Genomic DNA, 22,928 nt, shown 5'->3' on the forward strand with positions numbered 1-22,928 from the left:
TTATTAAGAACGTTGGAAGCGTAAAGCATCAATTGACTGCGCTGTTAGAAATACACCTAAAATAATATAACTAGCTAACAGGACTATACTACTACTATCCACAATTCCTCGGATAAAGTTAGTATAACTAGAAATTAGAGATAATTGTTTTAACCCCTCTCCTAATAATCCTCCCAGACTTCCACCAATTAAGTCAATTACCCAGAGAAATAAAACTAAAGCAAAGGTAAATACCGCCGCCAAAATTGTACTATCGGTTAGAGAAGAAATAAACATTCCCAGGGATAAAATTCCCGCCGCCAATAAAATTAACCCCAAATGAGCTAATAAAAACAAACCCGGAGAAACCGGAGGTTTAGAAGCGCTGAAGGCTAATACCTGTAATCCCATTAAGGGTAAAATCATAGTTATATAAAACGTCAGCACCCCTAATAATTTTCCCGTGGCGATCACCCAATTCGTTATCGGAGAAGTGGCTAACAATTCCAAAGTTCCCAGTTTTCGTTCTTCTGCATATAACCCCATCGACAACATCGGTAACACAAATAACGATAAGGTTCCAATCAAACGCAAATATACTTGTAAAAATTCATAAGGTAAATCAATCGGGGGGTCAGTCATTCCCATCTGATCTCGGTAGGCAACCTGTTGAATTAACCCTTCTGGCCCTAATAAAATTGCTATGAAAAAGTATCCGGTAATTAGCCAAAAAACTCCCGCAATAGCATAGGCCAATGGAGAGGCAAAATATCCCTGTAATTCCTTGCGATAAATTGCCATAATATTGTTCAAAATTATTAACACAATTATTCCTCCTCCCGATCTAATGTTGAATTTTTAGGTTGAGAATCAGGATCTTCTATATTTTTAGATTCCTCATTCCCCAATTCTGAACTAATATTTTTCTCTGTTTCCATATCCTCTACAGTCTGGGAATCTGTTGTTGTGAACAACTCGGTTTTTTCAGGCTGAGTTTGGGTAGTTAACTCTAAAAATACATCTTCCAAACTTGCACGAGTCCGCCGCAGTTCATACACTTTCAAATCCGATGCCAATAACATCGCTAAAATTTCCGGTGCAGGTTCTTGATCTAGTTCACAACCAAACCGCCATATCCCTCGGTTCAAATCCCCTAAATTACCAACTTTTTCAATAACTTTTACCCCCGATATCTGTTTCAACCCGACCAATTTCTCCTCCTCTATTTCTCCGTCGAGTTCTACTTCATATCCCGAACCTCCCGTCAACTGTTCCATAAGGGTTTCCGGTGTCCCCGTTGCCACAATTTCACCTCGGTTAATAATCGCCACTTGGCTACAGGTCATACTAACTTCCGGTAGAATATGCGTTGACAAAATAATCGTATGACTCCCGGCTAAACTCTTAATTAAATTCCGCACTTCAATAATTTGTCGCGGGTCTAACCCTACCGTCGGTTCATCTAATACAATTACAGGGGGATCATGGACAATAGCTTGAGCAATTCCTACTCGTTGACGGTAGCCTTTCGATAATTTTCTAATTAGGAATTTTCGCCTTTCCAATAATCCACATTTTCTGATCGCCGTTTCTACGTTGGTTTGGCGATCGCCCGCCGATACTTGTTTAATTTGTGCCACAAAATACAAATAACTTTCCACACTCATATCGGGATACAGTGGCGGATTTTCCGGCAAATAACCAATCCGTTGTCGCACATCCATGGATTTTTCATGCACATCAAACCCGGCAATTCTCGCAGTTCCACTGGTAGCCGGAAGATAGGCCGCTAAAATTCGCAGGGTGGTGGTTTTTCCCGCCCCATTCGGCCCTAAAAATCCTAAGATTGCCCCAGGTTCCACCGCAAAGGAAACATCCCGCAGCGCTACAGTAGAACCGTAGGTTTTACACAACTTTTCAACTTCAATCATGCTTACCGCTTGAGCAACGTCTCTTACTTTAGCTTGAAACGGACATTCAATTATCCACTATTATTTTTAACTCTATTATCTCCCATGCCCAAGGAAAAAACAATAAGTAAAAATAATAAATCTGTACAGATGATTTTAAAATTTAAAACATTCGGAATTGTAAACAACTGTAAACCGCCAAATTATTGAGAATTATTCTCATATTTTTGACGAAAAATCAGGGGGTTGACAGGATGAGGTGGGTGAGATAAAATCTTTCTCAAAATACTATAATGGTTTTCTTGTGCAAAAAATCAGCGAGAGTGGCTACAAGTCTCAATTTATTGTGAATTTAGCTAATTAAACTGTGAATTTAGGGATAATATCTGCCCAAATTATCCTTCCTAATCCCCCTTGAAGAACATTTCTGATTATTACGGAGTATAAATATTTGTAACTGCTATTGACAAAATTATAATAGTGTGCATATTATCTGAGATAAATTTCTGATATGGGGTATTCTATTGTAATCCTTGAGTAATTCCATTATATTTTAATATGGCAAATCGCCTGTTTTTAGACAACCGACTCCGAGAAAAATTTTTGAGTCAGAATGTCAAAGAATTCAATATCAGTTTACCCCAAGATATTCTGGATATTGAGGACAAAACTCGGTCTAACCTGTTTAACTGGCGTGGACAATTTGCTCCTCAATTAGTGGAAAATCTAATTTTTGCCTATGCTCCCAAAACCGCCACAATTTTAGATCCCTTTCTTGGAAGTGGAACTGTAGTTTATGAAGCTGGGTGTTTAGGCTTAAAAGCATTTGGATGTGAACTTAATCCCGCAGCCTGGATTTTAAGTCGTACCTATCAATTGATCAACTTAACACAACAGAAACGAGAACAGATCATTACATCCGTAACCCAGAAATTAGAAATTATACTGGAAATATCTAACTTTTTTGATATCCAGTACCATCAACCCCTGACAATAGAAGAATTTCAACAAAATTTGAGTGAACTCTATGATCAATTAGAAGATTTTGAGAGTATTATTGTTCATGGGTTAGTGATCCTATTAGATATCTCAGAAAATCATAACTTAACCAGAGAACAGATTTACCATACCGCTTGTAAACTCTACCAATTAATTCGGGAACTTCCCTATTCTGAAGCAAAAATTAATCCAGTTTTAGGAGATGCGCGTCAGCTTCCCCTCGAAGATGATTGTATTAATTTTGTGATTACCTCTCCTCCCTATATCAACGTTTTCAATTATCACCAAAATTATCGTTGTTCCGCAGAAATATTGGGTTGGGACTTACTCAAAATTGCTAAATCCGAAATAGGTTCAAATCGAGCTAACCGAGGCAATAGATTTTTGACTGTCATCCAATACTGTTTAGATCTAGTTGCTGTTCTCCAAGAGCTTCAGAGAGTCTGTCAAAAAGAAACACGAATCATTTTTGTAGTCGGTTATCAATCAACGGTGTTAGGTGTTCCCTTCTATAATTCAGAAATTATTGTAGAATTAGTGAAACAGTCTGGTGTTTTTGACTCGGTACTCACACAAAAACGTCAATTTAAAAATAAGTTTGGTCAAATCATTCGAGAAGATTTATTACACTTAGTCAACAAAAAAGTTTCTATATCAGTTCAAAACTGGGATATAATTGCTAGACAGGTTGCTGAACAAGTTTTAACCCAAGGATTAGATGTAGTTTCAGAAAAAAATGAATCTTTTCTCAGAGACGCAATTAATAAAGTTTACAGTTTAACTCCATCTCCCTATTTACAACAATAAAACCTCGAAAGGATCATCTGACAATGCTGAAATTCCCAACGCCTCATTATGATAAACTCAAAGCTTGTTTGAACAACCCTCAATTACCTGCTGCTGACAAACAACGAGTTGAAGAATCCCTAAAACAATATCAACAGTGGATACAAGCATTAGAAGCTGTTGAACAAGATCAAACAGATACGGTAGAAAAGTTAGTAGAGGTAACTAATTCCTATCAGCGTTTCATTGAACTGGACTTAATCTTTGATAGTTCTGATAATTTTCTATATCGTCAAAAAGGACAACTCAAAAATGAGGACATTTTTAACTAATTTTAATGAGCCACCAATACTAATTACCGATTTCCGGCGTGTTATAATGGGAATGATTGCTAGGCTGTATAGTCTAAATGCTGAACAGCTTATGCTATTATGAATTTATAAAACCCGATGAAATCACAATCAAATCATACCCCGAATAAAAATGCGATTAATTATTACTCACACAACTCTGTTAAAATTACGTCCTGTTGATTCTTCAGCCTTAACAGAGGCTCAAAAAATCAATTTTCCAGTTGGTAGTCGCTTAATCCTAAGCAGCTACGAGGATCACAACCCCGATCATTATAAACTTACATTAGTTGCATCTTTAGGAAGTGGCAACGATAAAAGTATGGTTTGGTATGTCTATAAACCCCATGGCTTAGTTGTGCTTTCTGATCGAGAATTTGCCACCGTGAATTTATCCACGGACACCAATCTTAATGTGCGTTCATCTCCTCATGTTGTTTCTGATAATGTAATTTATAAAATCCCTAATCATGTTGGTGTAGAATTAATTGAATGTTGCTTTAATCAGCAATTATGGTGGTTAGGAAAACCGTTAGGTGATGATAAAAAAGCCTATGGCTGGATGTCAGCAAAATATTTAAACCTTTATACTCCAGAAGGGTGTTCAATGTAATTGTTTTCCTGATTAATCCAATTTTCAATCAAGGGTTAAAAAGCGGTCAGTCTTTAAACCAGGCGATCGCTTTTTTAACTTTGAGCAAATATTGAATTAACCCGCACGCAACCAACCATTGAGGGTAAAGCGTCCATCTTCAAACCGTTGGGACGGACAACTGACAGGCATGACCTCATGTTTGCAACGACTATCAAAAAAAACAATACTATTATTATGGGGTTCAATATCAATAAATTCCCGTTCATTCAAGGCATAACCATTTTGCCATTCCGTAGCATATAGTCTTAAATTTCCCCCTGAAAAGTTTTTAGGTTCTCTATAAAAATAATAGACATAAGTAATTACGCGAGTATTAGTTTCGGGACTACCCGAATCATTATGAATTTTATAAAAACACCCGTCATTATGGGCGGTTAATTGCATTTCCACCTGAGAAACGGTAAAGGGTGAAAGGTTTAACTGGGTGAGAACAGAAGGAATGGTAGCAATTAATTTTTTACGCAGTAATTCATAGAAATCAGGGAATAGAGTGGCATAGAGAATGGAAGATTTTCGATAATTACTTGCTTGAGTGGTTGTTTTTGAACCTACAAATTTATCCGGTTGTTTGAAAGCAATTTTCAATGCTTCTTTGTGTTCTTGAGGTTTTAAAAAATTTTCAATCTGCACATAATTAGCAGGTAAAATTTCCAGATTATTCTCAGCTACAATTGGGACGGAAGATGGGAGAAGTTCAACGGTTGTTGTAGAGGGTTGGGAAATAGGAGAAGCGTTAAAACTTACAGATGGAGCCAGTAGGGAGGGAGATTGTAGAAGTTCCAGGGGAGTAACGGAAGAACATCCCGACATTTCTAATATTTTTAAGGCAATATTCGCTCGTTCAGTCGGAGAAACTGCTGGATCTTGAAGTAGGGTTTCTAGGGTGGTAATCGATTGATTAATTAAATGTTTGAGTCTTTCTATCGGAATTAGAGCAGGGGTTGGAGGAGGGATAGTATTCATACGGAGTTCGAGCAAAAACCATTAGAAAGCTATTTTTTCTATAGTGACATAAATTTTAGCATTGGGGTAGAGAAATGTAATAGCCACAACAGAGAGACGCGCCATGGCACGTCTCTACGACAGGTTAGATTTCGTCCCAACCACTGACCCCAGAAGACATCACATAACTGGTGACGCTGGCTTCAAAGAAGTTGGCTTTAGTATGGGCTTCTTTTTTGGTATCCGAGAAGCGTTCTAAATGGGTATAGGGACTTTTACTGTACTTTTTATCGGGATAAAGGGGCTCTAAACCGATAGAACGTAACCGAATATTGGCTAGATATTTGGTGTATTGTTCCGTACTATATTCCGTGATTCCTAAGATATTATTTCCGACAATATGATTAGTCCATTTACATTCATGTTCAACGGCGGTATTGAACATTTCGTAAATCTGATCAACGGAGTGGGTAAACACTTCCATGGCTTCAGGAATTAATTTTTGGAATAACCGAACATGAGAAAGTTCATCCTTAATATTCAACAAGGGTCGTTAGTCCTTGCCCGTTCTGGTGAAGAACTGCTGAAAGTCACCTTTCAGAATAGACTATATCATCTTCCTAATAGGAAGCCCCCCGTTTCGTAGCACTTGCTACTACGCTTTTCGGCTGGCTAAAGCTTTATGTTTAATTTATGTATCATACACGGAACTTGGGATACATATTCTTGAACAACCGCTAAAAATTTTCTAGCTTCCTTCGTTCCACATCTGATTCTATAATGCCCTCTATTCTTAACTTGGGTAAAAGATATATCCCATACATCACAAAAATAATCAATTATAATTTGATTATTTTCTTTAGTTGTGTGCGTGTTAAGAAAAAGTTCATTAGCGTGGATTTTCCCGTTTCTCTTTTTATGGGACAACCCGCCATCATCCATGTACCAAATTGCCAGATGCTCTCGATTTAGTTTATTAAGCAGTTTCCGGCGATAAATATTCTTGTATCCATCTTTATATAAAACCTTCCTATATAGTTTCCCATAGGATGTTGTTTTAATATACAAACGGTAAGCAGGAAAACCACTATTATTAAATGGTCTAATAGCTCCACACTCAACACCTTTAGAAACAAGATATTTTCTCTTCCACTGTAAATAATCCAACTGCGAGGAACAATGAGTAATTTTAGCAGAACCAGTTTTTGTAATCCATCCATCACCTAAAATGACAGACAAAAAAGCTGTTCTGGTTTCTTTGGTTGTTTTCATAAAGCATCCTTACACGCATAGGTGTAGTTTTTATCGCCTTTAGTCGTTGCACCTTTAGAATCAATAACTTCCCAAGCATCAATCCATGTTTTTATAAATATATAATGACAGGGGAAAGTTCATCTTTCTACTTGGCTCAGGATTGTCTCAATTGAGAGTTTCCCTGAATTAGAGGGGTTTTCGATTCACGTTACCGTGAAAAGCCGCTATGAATTTAACGGTTAATCATTTTGAAAATATCAGCAGATCCCGGCATCAACATTCGGGAAGCTAAATTGTAGAAGTAGATAAACCCATTATAGAAGTAAATCCCTTCTAACATATAGTCTGCTAATAGGGAAATAAAGTAATTTTCCAGGGTGGGATTATCCATATATTGTTGATAAATCCCGGCAATGAATTCACAGCGATCGCGTAAGACACTATCGGTTTTCCAAAACTCATAAACAAAGGTTCTCCGATCGGATGGAATAATCGTTTCAATCATGTATTGATACATTGTGTTCAGTTAGGTTCGCTAATCCTAACCCGCTTTATTCAAGCTGCCATAAGTCACCTTATGGATCAGACTATATCTTCAACCCATTGGGTTGCTCCCCATTTCGAGCCGCTTGGCTCTACGCCTTTTGGCTAGTCGTTGAACTTTTGACCAATCCAACTTCTTGACCGCTATTAATCAGCGAAAATGCAGTTATCTTGTTTGGTCACTTAGCTGCTGATTGTCTCTATCGTATATTTTAAAATATTCGAGTGAGATTTTCCAGCAATTAAAGGAGTGATCGATCGCCATTACTGACGAAAGGAGCTATCAATTAACTCTGATTGTGCATCGCCTCCTGAGAAGTTTGTTCTGCCATACAAAGACTAATTTCTGGGGCAGTTACACAACTTTTTAGATGAGGAATATTGCAGGTTTGAACGGAATCTAAGAACGTTAAATAACTTAAAATTCCATCAAATGCCCAACGTTCATCGGGAGTTAAGTTAACATAGTTAGAGTCGATAGGAGCGTTACCACTCCGACCTCTCCTTCAGAACCGTGCATGAAACTTTCGCCTCACACGGCTCCTTGATAATTCCATCCTTGTTATGGATACGATTCAAAACGGATTCTTGTCATAATTCTCAATTATTGGTAATTGCTTACTTTTCGTTAAAGAACCATCATGAGCCGTTTTTATGTCGTGGCAATGTTTGTGTAGAAGTTGTAAATTATCATAGATGTCTTTACCACTTAATGATGTTGGTTTGATGTGGTCAACTTCTACAATGTCTGTACTTGAAAAATACAAACCACAGTGGGGACAAATACCCTTTTGTTTTTTGATTAATTTAGAAACTCTGTTAGGAGTTTCAGGATATTCGCCTTGTCGTTTACTCCAATAAATCCAGTTACCGTCAAATGGACTAGCTTCACCTTTAACCTTTGTATGCCTGATGATTGGCGTACTGGCGTGTTTGATTAGTTCTATTCCATCTTCTGTACTGAAACACCAATTTTTGTCGCCTACTGTTTTCCAGTATTTGTCTTTGTTGATGTTCCCTTTTCCCCTCGTTTTTGCCCAAGCTCTTAGCTTGTCATAAGTTAGATGGTCAACTCTTGAGAAAGTGTCCTTGCTAACTTTAGTTGAGTAATAGTTTGACCAACCTCTGATAATTGGATTTAGCTTGTTAATTAAAGCCGCTTGAGGTGCATTTTTATGGATGTCTATTACTTCAGCTATTTTGGCAAGATGTGTTTTTATTTTGACTTTAGAGGGTGTGATTAATGTTTTAAAACCTAGTGGTATTCCATATGAACTATAAGCACCTCTGTAGTTTCCTACTCTGTGTTGTTGTATATGGAATCCTAAGAAATCAAACCCAATATTTCCATCAATTTTATCGAGGGTGTGGGTTAATTTTGTCTTACTTGGTTTTAATTCCAATCCCATGTCACTTAACCAGTTAGCTATTATCTCTTGACATTTTTTGACAACGTTTATATCCTTGTGGATTATTACAAAGTCATCAGCATAGCGGATTAGGCTAAGTTCAGAGCGGTTTGCTACTTTACTCCCTTTTAGAGTTTCTGCATATTGCATAACTCTTTCTTCCATACCATGTAGGGCAATATTTGCAAGTAAGGGTGAAATTATCCCTCCTTGTGGTGTACCTGAGTATGTAGGAAAAAGTTCTTTTCCGTCACAGTACCCTGCTTTGAGCCATCTTTTAATTAATCGGCTTAAAGTGGGGTATGTGTGTATTTTGGAGAGTAACGCTTTGTGGTTTATGCGGTCAAAGCATTTTGATATATCAGCATCAAGAACATATTTGGCTTTTTTGCTGATACTGGTAAATATTGCTTCAATCGCATCGTGACAGGAACGTCCTGGTCTGAAACCATAACTGTTTGGCTCAAAGAGCGCCTCCCATTCTGGTTCTAACGCTAGTTTGACTAACGCTTGCAATGCACGATCGTTGATTGTGGGTATTCCTAATGGACGAGTTTCAGTTGTGCCGGGTTTGGGAATATTAACTCTGCGAGTAGGTTTTACCTTACCTGTTAACTTTAATCGTCCTATAAGGCTCATACGTTGCTTTGGTGTTAGTGACTTAACACCATCTACACCCGCCGTATTTTTTCCTTGATTATCTTGTGTTACCCTTCTGACTGCAATACATTTAGCTGACCAGGAATTAATCAGGGTCTTTTGAAGTTTGCGAACTGCTTTAACATCGCCTCGTTCACTCGCTTGAAATATGCGCTTTTGCAACTTGAACGTCAATCTCTCGGCTTTACGCCAATTGATTTCGTTCCATTCCACCGTCTGATTTTTATTCAGCGTTTTAGACATATATATTGCTACTTGTTCTATTTCTTTGGAATTACCGAGTATCTGTCAGCATATCCCTTGCATTACCAAGGGCATTCGCTTTTGATACCATCCCTCCCCCATATATCGTTCATTAGCTACTTACTGGACGCACGACCTCTCCAGAGATATATAGGGGTTACTTCGTTCCGATTACATATTTGTTTGAAGTCTTTAGCGTGATGCTTTCCATCGGGTTTATTGGGCGGGTGCTTATAAGTCGGGTGGACAACCGCTTATGCCCTATCCTTGCCTTTTGGCTTGGTGTTAATCAGATTTTTACCGTATTTTTCAATGGATTTATTCCTGATTTAGCCTTTACACCATTAGATGTAACGATGGTTCAGACACATCTTTGCTTGCGCTACGCATGAACTTCTTGCTCGATAGTTACCAGATTTGGCTACCAGTAGTTCTACCTTTTAACCCCGCTTTAGCCTGTTGGTTGCTAACCAAGCAAACTAGGGGTTATGCTTTCACCTCAGCACTTGAGGGGTGGGACTTAACTCACGGAGTTTCACCCACAAATGTAATCAGTTGTCACTAACTGCCTGAGCAGCTAGGCTAACCGTCCCATAAGCATTTCAGCTTATTTTAGGTCAAACGAATCGCACATCCACGACATCCTGAGTAATATCTAATTTTTCAGGTCATTGGTGTTCAGTTAGATTCGCTAAGTCTAACCCGCTTGATTTAAGCTGCCATAAGTCACCTTATGGATCGGACTATCTCATCATCCTTTTAATATAAAAAGGAGTCCCCCGCTTCGACTGTCAATCGCTTACAGCCTACTCCCTTATAGGGTTAGTCTCTACACCTTCTACTATTTTTAATAGTAGCTTGGCACGGTATTGTCTGTCACCGAAAGAGATATTTTTTATAGATAATAAAAATTTCTCTTTCACAGATCCAGAGTTTCACCGTTTTCAAGGGATTTAGTCTGAGCTACCTAATTAACCCAGAAATTCTCGCGCATTTGTTTATACAAACCCACCGCCCAGGAATAACGCACATCATTTAATTGCATTAAATTTGTGGTTTCCCCAAACCAAATAGAACGATGATTAATATCATCATTTCCATTCGGATTGAAAATCGGATTTATGGGCATAGTTAAGGGCTTTCTACGCCCATTTTTGTCCAGGGGTGGGGATGAAGCAAAGTCTAAGGTCATACTCGTAAAATCAAGGAATTTAAGATAACTTTCCCCCACCAGTATGACATAGTTTTATCAAGTTAGCTTGTTAGCCTTTAATTAGCACAAGCAACGCAACCATCATCAGCTTCTTTGAAACTATCACGCTGCACGGTTCTGACATAATAAACCGCTTTACAGCCTTCTTGCCAAGCTAAGATTAAGGTATCAAAAATATCCTTAGCTTTGATAGCGCGATCGGGTTCATCAGGAAAGTAAACTCCCTCATTCAAATTAAACATTAATTCCATGGAAATTCCGGTATCAATCCACTTTTGAACCGTCGCCACCGCCTTAACAACAATTTGTTGATTTAGGCTTTTATTTTCCGGGTAAAACCAAAAATGATCCTGAAGAAACGGTGGAGCAATTGGAACTGTTCCCTTCGCCCATTTGTCATAGAAAAAACGACTATAACAGGGCAAAATACTAGCGGTACATCCTTGCACCAAAGAAGAGGATGTGTTAGGAGCGATCGCAGTAATATGAGAATTACGAATCCCATATTGTTGAATATCTAAACTCAATTGTTGCCAACGTTCTTTCTGCGCCGCGTGTTGCAAAAACCACTCTACGGGTTTCGCCCCAATTAACTTTCCTTGACTCCAAGCACTGCCTTTAAATGCTGGGTAATAACCCCGTTCTTTTGCCAGTTCCATTGAGGTTTTAGTACAATAGAAACCGATATCTTCAAACAGATGACTAATTTCGTTTAAATGGTTATAAGTTAAGCGATTTTTGGCTAACCAATCCGCTAATCCCATCGCCCCTACCCCAATTGTTCGATATTTTTGGTTATGGTTTTTACTAGCTTCAAAAGGCGTGTTAGTAATTTCAATGGTATTATCTAACATTCGCACCGCAATTTCACAGACTTCTGGCAGTTCTTCTCGTTCAATATTAGCTAAATTTAAAGAATCCAAGTTGCAAGTGTGGGCTTCTTCTCCGGGTTTAACATTCGACCAACTTTCTTGGCACAAATTCCCCCCCGGAATATAGCCTTCATGTTGATTAGGATTAGCCCGATTTGAGGTATCTTTGAACCATAAATAGGGCATTCCGGTTTCTACTTGGGAACGCATGATTAACTTAAATAAATCCCGAGCATTAACCTTTTTATAAAGGGTGATTTCCGTATCTAAGTTTGCTTCTATTTTTTGATATACACTTTCAAAGGATTCCCCCCAAGTTGTGGCTAATTCAATGCCCAGTTTTTCCCTAACTTCATAGGGGTCAACCAGTGTCCAATCTTCTCGACTGATCACCCGACGCATGAACTCATCAGGAATCACTAATTGAGGGAAAATATCATAAGCTTTGCGACGTTGATCGCCATTTTCTGTCTGCATTTCCAGAAATTCAGGAACATCTAAATGCCAGACATCTAAACTCACCGTAATCGCCCCCGCCCGACGTCCACCTTGATTTACCGCGATCGCCGTATCGTTTAATAATTTAATCCAAGGAATCACACCCCCCGAGGTGTTTTGTTTTCCCATCACCCAACTGCCAGTTGACCGCACTCGGCTAACATTTGTGCCCACACCGCCGCCATTTTTAGAAATTCTGGCGGCATCTTTAATCGTGTCAAAAATGCTTTCCAAATTATCATCCATTGCCGTAATAAAACAGCTACTCAGGGAGCCGTGAGGAATCCTTAAATTTGCTAAAATTGGGGTAGCTAAGGAAACTTTACGTTGAGCGATCGCTTGATAAAACTTTCTCGCCCAGAATAACCGATTTTCTGGTTTTTCTACAATTGCTAATAGCAACGCACAGGTTAATAGAGCTTCTTGGGGTAATTCATCTGTTAATAAATAGCGTTTATTTAACAAAACTGCCCCAGCATAATCATAATCTTTGTCCCATTCGGGATTAATCCAACTTCCGGCCTCTTGAAGTTCTTCGGCGGTGTAAGTCAGAATCCGAACGTCATATTGTCCCTGTTCCACTTTATTATGAACCGTTCTGCAATAGTCGCCGTATTCATAGCCCCGACGGACTAAGGTATCTTTCCATAAACTCCAAATCTGTAGTCTTCCCGCCACATAACGCCAGTTTGGGTCGGAGGGACTGCATAACTCTAAGGCGCAATTAATTAAATTATCCTGAATTTCTCGGGTAGTCACACCATGCCGCAGTCGGGTGGTTAGTCCCGCTTCTAGGGTAATCGGATTCGCCTCCATTCCCTCACAAGCCCAGTTAACGACTTCTCGAATTTTAGAGACATCTAATGGGGCCAGACTACCATCTCGTTTAATGACTTTAATATTTTTATTAGGGGTGATAGTAAGGGATGGTGATGTTGATTGCATAGTCAATATTTTTACCCAATGCTATAATGAATTGACGCCTTACCACTGTACTCTAATTCCATATTTAGTGACAGGGATTGACAGAAATCTTATTTTACGCTATATTTAGTGTGACACTGGGTAACTTTACTTAAAATTAGGCTTATTAGTATTATTAAGTTGCCCAAAAAGCCAACCCCAAACTTCTAACCATGGGTGGCTTGATGCGCCCAGATGAATCAGATCAATTGATACTTAAAATCAAATTAGCGATCGCAACTTCCCACTAACCTTAAATTTCCTTAACCACCAAAACCGAACAATTTGCTTCCGAAACCACCTGAGAACTCACTGACCCTTCCAGAATTCGTTTTACTCCCGTTAATCCCCGATTCCCAATAATAATTAAATCCGTCTTATATATATTAGCCAAACGAATAATTTCCGCCGCCGGATCACCCGCTACGATCTCAATTTCAGTTTCACAATCTAACTGATCCTGATAAACCCGCAGTTGCTTTTCCAAATTACCATAGGGAAACTCATCTGCACTCGGACGCGGTCGATCCGCCACCAGATCAAAATCTGATTCTACCGTTGGAATAACATGGCAGAAGATCACGTTAGTTGTGGGTTGCAATTGCAGTTGACCCAGGGCCTTAATCACAAACTTAGCAGTTAGTGAATCATCCACAGCAACCAAAATCGTATTCAGCACAAAAACGTCTCCTCTAAACAACTGGAAAATCACCGCGCCTTAAAATCCTACCGCTTCAAATCGCTATTCTAAAGGCAAGACTTGACACTCCCCACATCTGAAGCCGGGGGATTCTTGAAGATCTGTGAACCGTTTCAATGGTGCTATCAAGACACCCTACACGCTCAAAACAACTACCAGTACGATTTGTTTTGATTATATCACTATGGCTAAAGCCACGCAATCGTTTCACGGGATTTAAAAATCCCTACCGACTTATCCATGAGTCTGAATCCAGGGGCTTGCGTCTCGCTTTTTGGTCAAAATTAACAGCCATCACTCACGATTAAGGTTGAGTTCTGAGTCGTACCGAGTCACCATGGGAGGGTAAACCCTCCGCATCAGTCAACACCTGAATCAATCCGGCAACTTTCTGTAAAGCCGTTGGCGAATACTGAATTAAACTTGAATGTTTCATAAACGTTTCCACCCCCAAGGCCGAGGCATAACGGGCTGCCCCCGATGTGGGTAAGGTATGGTTAGGGCCAGCCAAATAATCCCCAACCGCCTCCGGGGTCGAACAACCCAAAAAGATTGCCCCGGCATGGCGAATTTTTTCTAGTAAATCCCAGGGTTCGGCTACCTCTAGTTCTAAGTGTTCTGGGGCAAATTCATTAGATAACTCGGCTGCGGCCTCCAAGGAATCCACCACTACCACCACACCATAATGGGCGATCGCCTTTTCCGTCAACGTCCGTCGGGGATGATTCACCAACTGCCGTTCTACCTCCGCCACCACCTGTCGGGCTAAAGCCGAATCCGTTGTTAATAAAATTGCCGCAGCCATGGTGTCATGTTCCGCCTGGGCCAATAAATCCGCCGCGATATGAACCGGATTCGCCGTACTATCCGCAATAATTAGAACCTCCGATGGCCCCGCCAGGGAATCAATGCCCACCGTCCCATAAACCAACTTTTTCGCCAAGGTCACATAAATATTGCCCGGGCCGGTAATCACATCCACCTTCGGGATCGTTTCCGTGCCATAGGCTAAAGCCGCCACGGCCTGTGCCCCACCCACCCGATAAATTTCATGGACTCCTGCCTCTTGAGCCGCCACTAACACGGCTGGGTTTACCTTAGAGTCTGGCCCTGGGGGAGTCACCATCACAATCCGGGGAACCTTGGCTACCTGAGCCGGAACTGCATTCATCAAAACCGTACTGGGGTACGACGCTTTCCCCCCAGGTATATATAATCCAGCCCGGTCAACGGGGGTAAACCGTTTCCCCAGAACCACATCATCCTCCCCAAACTGCACCCAGGACTTAGGAGTGCGCTGGCGGTGAAAGGCTTCAATTTGTTGGCGAGCAAATTGGATCGCATCCAACAATTCCTTCGAGACTTGCTGGTAAGCTGCGTCCAACTCCGAACCACTCACCCGCAACTCATCTAATGTTAATATTTTTTGATCGAATTCTTCCGTATAGTGCAAAAGAGCCTTATCCCCTTGACGCCGAACCGTTTGCAAGACTTCTCGCACGGTTGCTTCTTTATGGGTCATCGCGTCATCATGGGTACGGTCAGAGATCCGTCGTAATTCAGCTTGTGCTTCAACCCACTGAGTAATAATTCGCAGCATGGTGATTCGGAGTGCCAACCTTAAAAAAACTAGGGCGCAGATACGGAACAGACAACAGGGTTGAATATCTTGACACCGAGGCTTATTAACCCAGGTGAAAAATTTCTCCCCCTTGTTTCCTTGGCCATACCCAGACTTTGTATCCTTAAGCGATACTTTAGAGTTCTAGCCACAGGGGCAACACTCTGGGGATTCATACCGCATCTAGCATAGCACAAAAAGCTATACCCGCCTACGCGAGAGCAACCCTAGAAGCACAGGATGTTAAACCCGTTTTTTTTTGCTACAATGGTTCAAATCCAGAACTTTATTGCTCCTTCCTATGGGTAAATAGGAAGATAGGTTGAATTTGACAAAATAAATGTTATATTGGTATGTCTGTAACTGAGTATCTCTAATCGAAATACTTGCGTCTTCTTCAATCACAACCTATGGCTAATATAAAATCTGCTGTCAAACGAGTCGAAATCGCAGAGCGCAATCGCCTGCGTAACAAATCTTACAAGTCAGCCGTCAAGACTTTAATGAAAAAATGCCTCACCTCTGTTGATAAATTTGGGACTGACCCCACAACCGATAATCTCACTACCGTAAATCAACAAATGTCGGATGCCTTTAGTAAAATCGACAAGGCTGTAAAAAAGGGTGTCCTGCATCCTAACAATGGCGCTCGTAAAAAATCTCGCCTGGCGAGAGCCTTAAAGCGCCACCAAACCGTTGCGGCCTAGCTCATCATTGATCAGTTATCAGTAAACGGTTAACAGTTAAGAGCCAATGCTTAGTAGTAGTCAACTCTTAGCCATGAAGGATACGGGTAATATAAACTATCCCGCGAGGACGCTGGCACTGCAAAATTGGTAACTGATCACTGATTGCTGATGAATCTGAATAAAAGGACTATGCAACTGATCGATACCCACGTCCATATTAACTTCAAAGCATTGGCATCCGATTTAGATGCAATTCGGCAGAGATGGCAGGAGGCGGGAGTAGTCCGTTTGGTGCATTCCTGTGTTCACCCTGGAGAATTTCAGGAAATACAGGAAATTGCTAATCAAGTCCCCGAACTAAGCTTTGCTGTTGGGTTGCATCCCTTGGATGCTAAACTCTGGAATTCAACCTCGGCCCAAACCATTACCCAACTCGCCCAATCCGATGATAGAGTCGTTGCGATTGGAGAAATGGGACTCGATTTCTATAAAGCCGATAACCGAGATCAACAAATCCAGGTCTTCACCCAACAGCTAGAGATTGCTTATAGTTTGAAGAAACCTGTGATTATCCATTGTCGGGAGGCAGCAGAAACCATGATTCCCTTATTAAAGCAATTTTGGCAACAACAAGGCCAAGTTTCCGGGGTAATGCACTGTTGGGGAGGAACTCCCGAAGAACAGCAGGAGTTTCTGAAGTTGGGTCTGTATATCAGTTTTAGCGGAACCGTTACCTTTAAAAACGCAATTGCTATTCAGGAATGCGCTCGTCTAGTTCCGTCTGATCGAATTTTAATTGAAACAGACTGTCCTTTTCTAGCGCCTGTTCCTCAACGGGGAAAACGCAACGAACCCGCCTTTGTGCGCCATGTTGCCGAAACCGTTGCCCGAGTGCGGGACATTTCCCTAGAAACCCTATCTCAACAAACCACGAATAATGCCTGTCAACTCTTTCAGTTATCAGTTATCAGTTAACAGTGATCAGTTGAGGAGTGATTCAGTTGAGGAGTGATCAGTTGAGGAGGTAATAAATTAACTGTAAACTTCTTAACGATTAACTGATGACTGATGACTGATGACTGATTATTGATAACTGACAACTATTAACTCAATCACTGATAACTGATAACTGATAACTAATAAATGGCAAGTCTAACCCATAACGAACCCACTTTTGTACTCCCTGACTTAATTGAAATTCAACGGTCAAGTTTTCGTTGGTTTTTAGAAGCAGGGCTAATTGAAGAATTAGAAAGTTTTTCCCCCATTACCGACTATACCGGGAAACTAGAACTCCATTTTTTAGCCAAAGATTATAAACTTAAACGTCCTAAATATGACGTTGATGAAGCCAAACGGCGGGATAGTACCTATGCCGTTCAAATGTACGTTCCGACTCGTTTAATTAATAAAGAAACTGGAGAAATTAAAGAACAAGAAGTCTTTATTGGGGACTTACCCCTAATGACAGAACGGGGAACTTTTATTATCAATGGGGCTGAACGAGTTATCGTCAACCAAATTGTCAGAAGTCCTGGGGTTTATTATAAATCTGAAATTGATAAAAACGGCCGACGGACATATAGTGCGTCCCTAATTCCCAACCGAGGTGCCTGGTTAAAATTTGAAACCGATAAAAATGACTTAGTGTGGGTCAGAATTGATAAAACCCGCAAACTATCCGCCCAGGTTTTATTAAAAGCCTTGGGACTCACCAATAACGAAATTTTTGATGCCCTGCGCCATCCCGAATACTTTGAAAAGACCATTGAACGGGAAGGGGAATTTAGCGAAGACGATGCCTTAATGGAACTGTACCGCAAACTCCGTCCAGGGGAACCCCCAACGGTGGCTGGTGGAGAACAGTTACTCAATAATCGCTTTTTTGATGCCAAACGCTATGACCTAGGCCGAGTCGGACGCTATAAACTCAATAAAAAACTGCGGCTGACCATTCCCGATACCACCCGGGTTCTAACCTCCGTGGATATTTTATCGGCGATTGATTATTTAATTAACCTAGAATTTGATATTGGTGAAACCGATGATATTGACCACTTAGGAAATCGTCGTGTCCGGTCAGTGGGAGAACTGCTGCAAAACCAAATTCGGGTCGGTTTAAACCGCTTAGAAAGAATTATCCGAGAACGGATGACCGTGAGTGATGCCGATGCCTTAACCCCAGCATCCTTAGTCAACCCCAAACCCCTAGTGGCTGCCATTAAAGAATTCTTCGGTAGTTCCCAATTATCGCAGTTTATGGATCAGACCAATCCCTTAGCGGAACTGACCCACAAACGGCGCCTATCTGCCCTCGGCCCCGGGGGACTAACCAGGGAACGGGCCGGGTTTGCTGTCCGAGATATTCACCCCAGTCACTACGGTCGGATTTGTCCGATTGAAACCCCGGAAGGGCCCAACGCTGGATTAATTGGATCTTTAGCAACTTTGGCGCGGGTGAACCCCTACGGATTTATTGCCACCCCCTATAACAAAGTTGAAAACGGCAAAGTCCGCTTAGATTTACCTGCGGTGTACATGACCGCCGACGAAGAAGACGATTTACGGGTGGCACCTGGGGATATTAGCACCGATGCCGAGGGAACGATTTTAGGGGATATTGTTCCGGTGCGGTATCGCCAGGAATTCACCACCACAACTCCCATGCAGGTGGACTATGCCGCGGTATCTCCGGTACAGATTGTCTCCGTCGCCACCTCCTTAATTCCTTTCTTGGAACATGACGACGCGAACAGGGCATTGATGGGGTCTAATATGCAACGGCAAGCCGTCCCTCTCCTCCGTCCCGAACGGCCCTTAGTGGGAACCGGATTAGAAGCCCAAGCCGCCCGGGATAGTGGGATGGTGATTGTTTCGCGTATGGACGGGGAGATCAGTTATATTGACGGATCTCGGATTATTGTCAAATCCCTGACGGTAGATGCCGATTCAAATTCCAGCGAGGAAAGTTTCCTGATTCGCGAATACGACGATCTCGACCTCAAAACCAAACAGCCCTCGGTATGGAAGCAAAAATACGCTGGCTATATCGAGTACGAACTGCAAAAATATCAACGTTCTAACCAAGATACTTGTTTAAACCAGCGTCCCTTGGTTTATGAAGGAGATCAGGTGGTAGCGGGTCAGGTATTAGCCGATGGTTCCTCCACCGAAGGGGCAGAACTAGCTTTAGGTCATAATATTCTGGTGACTTATATGCCCTGGGAGGGATATAACTACGAAGACGCGATTTTAATTAGTGAGCGTTTAGTCCAAGAGGATATTTACACCTCCATCCACGTTGAAAAATACGAAATTGAAGCCCGACAAACCAAACTTGGCCCGGAAGAAATTACCCGGGAAATTCCTAACGTCGGGGAAGACTCCCTGCGACAACTGGATGGGAATGGGATTATCCGAGTTGGGGCCTGGGTAGAGTCCGGGGATATTTTAGTCGGGAAAGTCACACCCAAAGGGGAATCCGACCAACCCCCCGAAGAAAAATTACTCAGGGCAATTTTCGGAGAAAAAGCCCGGGACGTGCGGGATAACTCCCTACGGGTTCCCAACGGCGAAAAAGGTCGGGTTGTAGATGTGCGGGTGTTCACCCGGGAACAGGGGGATGAGTTACCGCCTGGGGCGAATATGGTGGTGCGGGTATATGTGGCGCAAAAACGCAAAATCCAAGTCGGGGACAAAATGGCCGGACGCCACGGCAACAAAGGAATTGTGTCTCGGATTCTCCCCATTGAGGATATGCCCTATTTGCCCGATGGTCGGGCTGTGGATATTGTTCTTAATCCCTTGGGTGTACCCAGTCGGATGAACGTCGGCCAAATCTTTGAATGTTTATTAGGGTGGGCGGGTCAAAACCTGAAAAAACGGTTTAAAGTGGTTCCCTTTGATGAAATGCACGGCCCGGAAATGTCACGGGAAACCGTTCACGGGAAGTTAAAAGAAGCCCGGGATAAAACCAAGAAAGATTGGTTATTTAACGAAAACTATCCGGGGAAAAGCATCGTTTATGACGGTCGCACCGGAGAACCCTTTGACCAACCCGTCACCGTGGGGATTGCCTATATGTTGAAACTGGTTCACCTGGTTGATGATAAGATTCACGCCCGGTCTACTGGCCCTTACTCTTTGGTGACTCAGCAACCCTTGGGAGGGAAAGCCCAACAAGGAGGACAACGATTTGGAGAAATGGAGGTTTGGGCATTGGAAGCCTTCGGAGCAGCCTATACCTTGCAGGAGTTGTTAACGGTGAAATCCGACGATATGCAGGGACGCAACGAAGCCCTCAACGCCATTGTCAAGGGTAAAACCATTCCCCGTCCTGGGACACCGGAATCCTTTAAGGTGTTGATGCGGGAGTTGCAGTCGTTGTGTTTGGATATTGCGGTACATAAAGTGGAAACCACCGACGAAGGTGGAAGTCGAGATGTGGAAGTAGACTTAATGGCTGATATCCCAGCCACCCGGATGACCTACACCTCCAATAACTTTGCCCCCGCTAAACCTACTTATGATTTAAGTAGTTCAGTCGAAGAAGACGAATAAATTCAGTCATCAGTTAACAGTTATCAGTCATCAGTCAACAGTTATCAGTTGAGGAGTAGTTATCAGTTGAATTCCTTAATGTTCCCTGTTCCCCATTACCTGTTCCCTGTTCCCTGTTCCCTGTTCCCTATTCCCTATTCCCTGAATAAAATGGCTAAAATTGAACAACGATTTGATTACGTTAAAATTGGAATCGCATCTCCAGAACGCATTCGGCAGTGGGGAGAAAGAACCCTACCCAATGGTCAAGTGGTTGGAGAAGTTACAAAACCTGAAACCATCAATTACAGAACCCTGAAACCGGAGATGGACGGGTTGTTTTGTGAACGAATTTTTGGCCCAGCAAAGGATTGGGAATGTCATTGTGGGAAATATAAACGGGTCAGACATCGTGGAATTGTCTGTGAACGCTGCGGGGTAGAGGTAACAGAATCCCGTGTCCGTCGTCACCGTATGGGTTTTATTAAACTAGCCGCTCCTGTAACCCATGTTTGGTATCTCAAAGGCATTCCTAGTTATATGGCTATTTTATTAGATATGCCATTGCGGGATGTAGAACAGGTGGTTTATTTTAACGCTTATGTGGTGTTAAATCCAGGTAACTATGACGGCCTATCCTATAAACAGTTATTAACCGAAGATACTTGGTTAGAAATTGAAGACCAAATTTATAGTGAAGATTCCACCTTAACCGGAATTGAAGTGGGAATTGGAGCCGAAGCCATTTCCCGTTTGCTCGAAGATATTCCCTTAGAAGAAGAAGCCGAAAGATTACGGGAAGAAATTGCCGTTGCTAAGGGACAAAAACGCGCCAAATTAATTAAACGATTGCGGGTAATTGATAATTTTGTGGCGACGGGTTCCAAACCGGATTGGATGGTTTTGAATGTAATTCCCGTCATTCCTCCCGATTTACGGCCAATGGTGCAGTTAGATGGGGGTCGATTTGCCACCTCCGACTTAAACGACCTATATCGTCGGGTGATTAACCGGAATAATCGGTTAGCCCGGTTACAGGAAATTCTCGCCCCAGAAATTATTATCCGTAACGAAAAACGGATGTTACAGGAAGCCGTTGATGCCTTAATTGATAACGGTCGCCGAGGTCGGACAGTGGTGGGGGCGAATAATCGACCCTTAAAATCCCTCTCCGATATTATCGAAGGAAAACAAGGACGATTCCGTCAAAACCTATTAGGAAAACGGGTCGATTATTCTGGACGTTCCGTGATTGTGGTGGGGCCTAAATTAAGAATGCACCAGTGCGGTTTACCACGGGAAATGGCAATTGAATTGTTCCAACCCTTTGTAATTAACCGCCTAATTCGTCAAGGATTAGTTAACAATATTAAAGCGGCGAAAAAACTGATTCAACGGAATGATGCCAGCATTTGGGAAGTCTTACAGGAAGTCATCCAAGGACATCCGGTGATGCTAAACCGCGCCCCAACCTTGCACCGTTTAGGGATTCAAGCCTTTGAACCGATTTTAGTCGATGGTCGGGCGATTCAACTGCATCCGTTAGTTTGTCCCGCCTTTAACGCTGACTTTGACGGTGACCAAATGGCCGTTCACGTTCCCCTATCAATTGAATCCCAGGCTGAAGCTCGGTTATTAATGTTAGCCTCGAATAATATTCTATCCCCAGCAACGGGTAGACCGATTGTTACACCTAGTCAGGATATGGTGTTGGGATGTTATTATTTAACCGCAGAAAACCCTAAATTAGAGGATCAAAGTCACCGCTATTTTCCTGATTTAGAAGATGTAATCTTAGCCTATAAACAGGGCGCTTTGGGTTTACATTCATACATCATGGTGCGATTTGATGGGGAGATTTTATCGGATGAAGTAGAACAGATAGGGGTCGAACTTAAAGACGACTTAACTGGAGTGATCACTAAAACTTATGTGGGCAAAAAAACAGGGAAACTAATGCGACGAGTTCGAGAAGATTCCGAGGGGAATATTCTTGCCCAATATATTCGTACTACCCCGGGGCGTGTCATTTTCAATAAAACCGTTCAAGATACCCTAATTCAATAGGTAATAGGTAATGGGTAATGGGTAATGGGTAATGGG

At 41.8% G+C, this 22,928-nt stretch carries 19 protein-coding genes; 7 read left to right on the top strand and 12 right to left on the bottom strand.

Annotated features, from left to right (window positions below):
- Nucleotides 1-3: 3 nt before the first annotated feature.
- Both NMG88_RS18625 and NMG88_RS18630 read right to left on the bottom strand, forming a co-directional pair.
- On the bottom strand, nucleotides 4-780 hold the full coding sequence (locus NMG88_RS18625; protein WP_375295663.1) for an ABC transporter permease: 777 nt from the start codon (nucleotides 778-780) through the stop codon (nucleotides 4-6).
- Nucleotides 781-806: 26 nt separating this feature from the next.
- A complete protein-coding gene (locus NMG88_RS18630) occupies nucleotides 807-1,910 on the bottom strand; it encodes an ABC transporter ATP-binding protein (RefSeq protein WP_227351134.1) in 1,104 nt (367 codons plus the stop codon).
- Nucleotides 1,911-2,447: 537 nt separating this feature from the next.
- Here NMG88_RS18630 and NMG88_RS18635 point away from each other — a divergent pair.
- From NMG88_RS18635 to NMG88_RS18645, 3 genes are all read left to right on the top strand, one after another.
- Nucleotides 2,448-3,695 carry a DNA methyltransferase gene (locus NMG88_RS18635; protein WP_042155957.1) on the top strand — a complete coding sequence of 416 codons (1,248 nt, stop codon included), beginning with the start codon at nucleotides 2,448-2,450 and terminating at the stop codon, nucleotides 3,693-3,695.
- Between the two features lie 23 nt (nucleotides 3,696-3,718).
- Nucleotides 3,719-4,006: a hypothetical protein gene (locus tag NMG88_RS18640; protein ID WP_042155958.1), complete on the top strand. Its 288-nt coding sequence runs from the start codon at nucleotides 3,719-3,721 to the stop codon at nucleotides 4,004-4,006.
- Nucleotides 4,007-4,157: 151 nt separating this feature from the next.
- The gene (locus NMG88_RS18645) at nucleotides 4,158-4,637 is read left to right on the top strand and encodes an SH3 domain-containing protein (RefSeq protein WP_042155960.1); all 480 of its coding nucleotides are present in this window, start codon (nucleotides 4,158-4,160) and stop codon (nucleotides 4,635-4,637) included.
- 96 nt (nucleotides 4,638-4,733) lie between these two features.
- Here NMG88_RS18645 and NMG88_RS18650 read toward each other — a convergent pair whose 3' ends face one another.
- The 10 genes from NMG88_RS18650 to hisD all read right to left on the bottom strand — a co-directional run bounded on the left by NMG88_RS18650 (nucleotide 4,734) and on the right by hisD (nucleotide 15,576).
- Entirely contained in the window at nucleotides 4,734-5,642 is a 909-nt protein-coding gene (locus tag NMG88_RS18650) for a 2OG-Fe(II) oxygenase (RefSeq protein ID WP_042155961.1), read from the bottom strand.
- Nucleotides 5,643-5,766: 124 nt separating this feature from the next.
- Nucleotides 5,767-6,168: a ribonucleotide-diphosphate reductase subunit beta gene (locus NMG88_RS18655; protein ID WP_079679901.1), complete on the bottom strand. Its 402-nt coding sequence runs from the start codon at nucleotides 6,166-6,168 to the stop codon at nucleotides 5,767-5,769.
- A 125-nt stretch (nucleotides 6,169-6,293) separates the two neighbouring features.
- A complete protein-coding gene (locus NMG88_RS18660; RefSeq protein WP_042155963.1) occupies nucleotides 6,294-6,893 on the bottom strand; it encodes a hypothetical protein in 600 nt (199 codons plus the stop codon).
- Between the two features lie 214 nt (nucleotides 6,894-7,107).
- Nucleotides 7,108-7,392 carry a ribonucleotide-diphosphate reductase subunit beta gene (locus NMG88_RS18665; protein ID WP_042155965.1) on the bottom strand — a complete coding sequence of 95 codons (285 nt, stop codon included), beginning with the start codon at nucleotides 7,390-7,392 and terminating at the stop codon, nucleotides 7,108-7,110.
- 313 nt (nucleotides 7,393-7,705) lie between these two features.
- On the bottom strand, nucleotides 7,706-7,897 hold the full coding sequence (locus NMG88_RS22605) for a ribonucleotide-diphosphate reductase subunit beta (protein ID WP_329603311.1): 192 nt from the start codon (nucleotides 7,895-7,897) through the stop codon (nucleotides 7,706-7,708).
- A gap of 96 nt (nucleotides 7,898-7,993) precedes the next feature.
- Nucleotides 7,994-9,730, bottom strand: a complete 1,737-nt coding sequence (gene ltrA / locus NMG88_RS18670; protein WP_235751930.1) for a group II intron reverse transcriptase/maturase — start codon at nucleotides 9,728-9,730, stop codon at nucleotides 7,994-7,996.
- 967 nt (nucleotides 9,731-10,697) lie between these two features.
- On the bottom strand, nucleotides 10,698-10,922 hold the full coding sequence (locus NMG88_RS18675; RefSeq protein WP_227351138.1) for a ribonucleoside-diphosphate reductase: 225 nt from the start codon (nucleotides 10,920-10,922) through the stop codon (nucleotides 10,698-10,700).
- A 77-nt stretch (nucleotides 10,923-10,999) separates the two neighbouring features.
- Entirely contained in the window at nucleotides 11,000-13,258 is a 2,259-nt protein-coding gene (locus NMG88_RS18680; protein ID WP_227381253.1) for a ribonucleoside-diphosphate reductase subunit alpha, read from the bottom strand.
- A gap of 271 nt (nucleotides 13,259-13,529) precedes the next feature.
- Nucleotides 13,530-13,955 (bottom strand): universal stress protein, encoded by a 426-nt coding sequence (locus tag NMG88_RS18685; RefSeq protein WP_042155969.1) that lies wholly within the window; start codon nucleotides 13,953-13,955, stop codon nucleotides 13,530-13,532.
- 325 nt (nucleotides 13,956-14,280) lie between these two features.
- Complete coding sequence (hisD, locus tag NMG88_RS18690; RefSeq protein ID WP_026785758.1) at nucleotides 14,281-15,576, bottom strand: histidinol dehydrogenase; 1,296 nt, start codon at nucleotides 15,574-15,576, stop codon at nucleotides 14,281-14,283.
- Nucleotides 15,577-16,007: 431 nt separating this feature from the next.
- Here hisD and rpsT point away from each other — a divergent pair, with 431 nt between their 5' ends.
- The 4 genes from rpsT to NMG88_RS18710 all read left to right on the top strand — a co-directional run bounded on the left by rpsT (nucleotide 16,008) and on the right by NMG88_RS18710 (nucleotide 22,892).
- The gene (gene rpsT / locus NMG88_RS18695) at nucleotides 16,008-16,304 is read left to right on the top strand and encodes a 30S ribosomal protein S20 (RefSeq protein WP_042157802.1); all 297 of its coding nucleotides are present in this window, start codon (nucleotides 16,008-16,010) and stop codon (nucleotides 16,302-16,304) included.
- A 171-nt stretch (nucleotides 16,305-16,475) separates the two neighbouring features.
- Nucleotides 16,476-17,261 carry a TatD family hydrolase gene (locus tag NMG88_RS18700; protein ID WP_235751931.1) on the top strand — a complete coding sequence of 262 codons (786 nt, stop codon included), beginning with the start codon at nucleotides 16,476-16,478 and terminating at the stop codon, nucleotides 17,259-17,261.
- Nucleotides 17,262-17,429: 168 nt separating this feature from the next.
- Complete coding sequence (gene rpoB / locus NMG88_RS18705; protein ID WP_027248840.1) at nucleotides 17,430-20,846, top strand: DNA-directed RNA polymerase subunit beta; 3,417 nt, start codon at nucleotides 17,430-17,432, stop codon at nucleotides 20,844-20,846.
- Nucleotides 20,847-20,996: 150 nt separating this feature from the next.
- On the top strand, nucleotides 20,997-22,892 hold the full coding sequence (locus NMG88_RS18710) for a DNA-directed RNA polymerase subunit gamma (protein ID WP_026795574.1): 1,896 nt from the start codon (nucleotides 20,997-20,999) through the stop codon (nucleotides 22,890-22,892).
- The last annotated feature ends 36 nt before the right edge of the window (nucleotides 22,893-22,928 follow it).

Source organism: Planktothrix agardhii, from assembly GCF_904830935.1.
Lineage (GTDB): Bacteria > Cyanobacteriota > Cyanobacteriia > Cyanobacteriales > Microcoleaceae > Planktothrix > Planktothrix agardhii.

What these genes read in the sequence shown, in the direction of transcription:
- NMG88_RS18625 (WP_375295663.1), bottom strand. Translation starts at nt 780, where the DNA reads ATGGCAATTTATCGCAAGGAATTACAGGGATATTTTGCCTCTCCATTG.
- NMG88_RS18630 (WP_227351134.1), bottom strand. Translation starts at nt 1,910, where the DNA reads ATGATTGAAGTTGAAAAGTTGTGTAAAACCTACGGTTCTACTGTAGCG.
- NMG88_RS18635 (WP_042155957.1), top strand. Translation starts at nt 2,448, where the DNA reads ATGGCAAATCGCCTGTTTTTAGACAACCGACTCCGAGAAAAATTTTTG.
- NMG88_RS18640 (WP_042155958.1), top strand. Translation starts at nt 3,719, where the DNA reads ATGCTGAAATTCCCAACGCCTCATTATGATAAACTCAAAGCTTGTTTG.
- NMG88_RS18645 (WP_042155960.1), top strand. Translation starts at nt 4,158, where the DNA reads ATGCGATTAATTATTACTCACACAACTCTGTTAAAATTACGTCCTGTT.
- NMG88_RS18650 (WP_042155961.1), bottom strand. Translation starts at nt 5,642, where the DNA reads ATGAATACTATCCCTCCTCCAACCCCTGCTCTAATTCCGATAGAAAGA.
- NMG88_RS18660 (WP_042155963.1), bottom strand. Translation starts at nt 6,893, where the DNA reads ATGAAAACAACCAAAGAAACCAGAACAGCTTTTTTGTCTGTCATTTTA.
- NMG88_RS18665 (WP_042155965.1), bottom strand. Translation starts at nt 7,392, where the DNA reads ATGTATCAATACATGATTGAAACGATTATTCCATCCGATCGGAGAACC.
- ltrA (WP_235751930.1), bottom strand. Translation starts at nt 9,730, where the DNA reads ATGTCTAAAACGCTGAATAAAAATCAGACGGTGGAATGGAACGAAATC.
- NMG88_RS18675 (WP_227351138.1), bottom strand. Translation starts at nt 10,922, where the DNA reads ATGACCTTAGACTTTGCTTCATCCCCACCCCTGGACAAAAATGGGCGT.
- NMG88_RS18680 (WP_227381253.1), bottom strand. Translation starts at nt 13,258, where the DNA reads ATGCAATCAACATCACCATCCCTTACTATCACCCCTAATAAAAATATT.
- hisD (WP_026785758.1), bottom strand. Translation starts at nt 15,576, where the DNA reads ATGCTGCGAATTATTACTCAGTGGGTTGAAGCACAAGCTGAATTACGA.
- rpsT (WP_042157802.1), top strand. Translation starts at nt 16,008, where the DNA reads ATGGCTAATATAAAATCTGCTGTCAAACGAGTCGAAATCGCAGAGCGC.
- NMG88_RS18700 (WP_235751931.1), top strand. Translation starts at nt 16,476, where the DNA reads ATGCAACTGATCGATACCCACGTCCATATTAACTTCAAAGCATTGGCA.
- rpoB (WP_027248840.1), top strand. Translation starts at nt 17,430, where the DNA reads ATGGCAAGTCTAACCCATAACGAACCCACTTTTGTACTCCCTGACTTA.
- NMG88_RS18710 (WP_026795574.1), top strand. Translation starts at nt 20,997, where the DNA reads ATGGCTAAAATTGAACAACGATTTGATTACGTTAAAATTGGAATCGCA.